Below are 2,375 nucleotides of genomic sequence, written 5' to 3' on the forward strand. Positions count from 1 at the left end.
GCGCAATGCATGTAGGCGGCCTTGACCGACACCACGATGACGCTCTGCGGCTCCTTGCCGTCGACGGCCAGCCGCCCGCGCAGGCCGGCATCGACGGTGATGCGGGCGTCGCCGTTGACGCGCAGCGTCTCGTTCATGCCGGGAATGAGGAACAACAGCCCGACCGAGGGATTGCGGACGATGTTCTCCAGCGTGTCCAGCCGGTTGTTGCCGGGCCGGTCGGGGATGGCGATGGTCGCGTCGTCGAGGATGGCGGCGAAGCCGGGCTTGTCGCCTTTCGGCGTTACGTCGGCATTGCCGGCGCCGTCGGAGGAGCCGATCAGCACGAAGGGGCTCTTGCCGATAAAGGAGCGGCAATGGCCGTCAAGCGCCTTCAGTTCCTTGCGGATGGGGCCATCGGTCGGTCGGGGCGTCTTGTAGATCGCCCTCAGCTCGTCGCGCGTGGTGAGGAATTCCATGCCCCGTCCCTCTCTTGTTCTGCCGCAATTCCGGACGGAAAACCGCTGCGCACGTTTCCTGGAATTGCTCTATTTGCCAGCGTTCTCCTCCTTAGCCTTGTCCTCAAGCGAATGGCGCATGATCAGTGGCATCTGGCTGAAGGTGAAGAGAAGCGTGATGGGCATGATGCCCCAGACCTTGAAGGTAACCCAGGCGTCGGTGGAAAAATTCCGCCAGACCACTTCATTGACGAGGGCCAGGAAGAGGAAGAACAGGCCCCAGCGGAAGGTGAGCTTCTTCCAGCCTTCGGTGTCTAGCCTGAAGGCTGAATCGAAGACATAGCCGAGCAGTGACTTGCCGAAATACAGGCCGCCGAGCAGCACGCCGCCGAACAGCGTGTTGACGATGGTCGGCTTCATCTTGATGAAGACGTCGTCCTGCAAATAGAGCGTCAGCGTGCCGAAGATGAGGACGACGACACCCGACACCATGGGCATGATCGGCAAGGTGCGGATGAGCAGCCAGGAAACGATGAGCGCCAGCGCAGTGGCAACCATGAACAGGCCGGTGGCGACGAAGATCGGCCCGCCGAGCTCGCCCAGCACCGGGAATTTCTGCACCAGCCATTCGCTGCGCGAATTGGCGAAGAAGAACACCATCAGCGGACCGAGCTCCAGCGCCAGCTTGAGCACCGGGTTTACGCCTTCCTTCTTCTGTTTCTGCGGGTCTGACGGGTCGCGTTCGAGGATGTTCATGGAAGTCCTTGTTGTCCCGAAAGTCGGCGCTTTTGGGATCGTTCAAGCCACGCCAGCGATCGCGCGGGCGAATTCGCTGGCTGAAAAAGGTTCGAGGTCGTCGACTTGCTCGCCGACGCCGATGAAATAGACCGGCAGCCTGTGCCTGGCCGCGATCGCCACCAGAATACCGCCGCGCGCCGTACCGTCGAGCTTGGTCATCACCAGGCCGTTGACGCCGGCGACGTTGCGGAAGATCTCGACCTGGCTCAGCGCATTCTGGCCGGTGGTGGCATCGACCGTCTGCAGCACGGTGTGCGGCGCTTCCGGATCGAGCTTGCCCAGCACGCGCACGATCTTCTCCAGCTCCGCCATCAGCTCGGCCTTGTTCTGCAGCCGGCCGGCGGTGTCGATGATCAGCACATCGGAGCCGGCATCCTTGGCCTTCTCGAAGGCGTCGTAGGCGAGGCCGGCGGCATCGGCGCCGAGTTTTGAGGCAATGACCGGCGATTTCGTCCGCTCGCCCCAGATCTTCAATTGTTCGATCGCGGCGGCGCGGAAGGTGTCGCCGGCGGCGAGCATCACTGACAGGCCGCCATCGGTCAGCTTGGCGGCCAGCTTGCCGATCGTCGTGGTCTTGCCGGTGCCGTTGACGCCGACCACCAGGATGACATGCGGCTTGTGGGTGAGGTCGAGCTCCAGCGGCAGGGCGACGGGGGTCAGCACCTTCTCGACCTCGGCCGCCATGACCGAGCGCACCTCGGCGTCGGAGACGTCCTTGCCGTAGCGGCTGGAGGCCAGCGCATCGGTGACGCGGAGCGCGGTCTCCAGGCCGAGATCGGCGCGGATCAGCACGTCCTCCAGGTCCTGCAGAGTGTCCTCGTCCAGCTTGCGCTTGGTGAAGACGCCGGCAATGTTGCCCGACAGCTCGCGCGAGGAGCGGGCAAGCCCGTCCCGCATGCGCTGGAACCAGGAGCGCCGCGGCGCCGGCTCCGGCGCCTTCTGCGCCTCGGCCTTCTGCTCGACCTTTTTTGCGACGGTTATCTTGCCGGTTGAGGGCTTTGGCTCCGGGGTGTGCGGGATCGGCTGCGGCTCGGGGGCAATCTCGGCAACCATCCGCTCCGGTTCGACCGGCGCAGGCTGGCGAATCGGAGGAGCGATTTCCGCCGGCGGAGCAGGCTCCGGTGGCGGCAAATCCTCGAC

3 protein-coding genes are annotated in these 2,375 nt (G+C 64.4%); all 3 read right to left on the reverse strand.

The window, feature by feature from the left end; all coding sequences use genetic code 11:
• Nucleotides 1-458, reverse strand: a 458-nt coding sequence (locus EN781_RS30760; RefSeq protein ID WP_127400642.1) for an MSMEG_1061 family FMN-dependent PPOX-type flavoprotein, incomplete at its 3' end; no start/stop codon positions are given.
• Between the two features lie 69 nt (nucleotides 459-527).
• On the reverse strand, nucleotides 528-1,193 hold the full coding sequence (locus tag EN781_RS30765; protein ID WP_126057440.1) for a septation protein A: 666 nt from the start codon (nucleotides 1,191-1,193) through the stop codon (nucleotides 528-530).
• A 42-nt stretch (nucleotides 1,194-1,235) separates the two neighbouring features.
• Nucleotides 1,236-2,375 (reverse strand): signal recognition particle-docking protein FtsY (gene ftsY / locus EN781_RS30770; protein WP_245492693.1); only part of this gene is annotated, 1,140 nt, incomplete at its 5' end.

It is taken from the genome of Mesorhizobium sp. M4A.F.Ca.ET.090.04.2.1, assembly GCF_003999085.1.
Classification (GTDB): domain Bacteria; phylum Pseudomonadota; class Alphaproteobacteria; order Rhizobiales; family Rhizobiaceae; genus Mesorhizobium.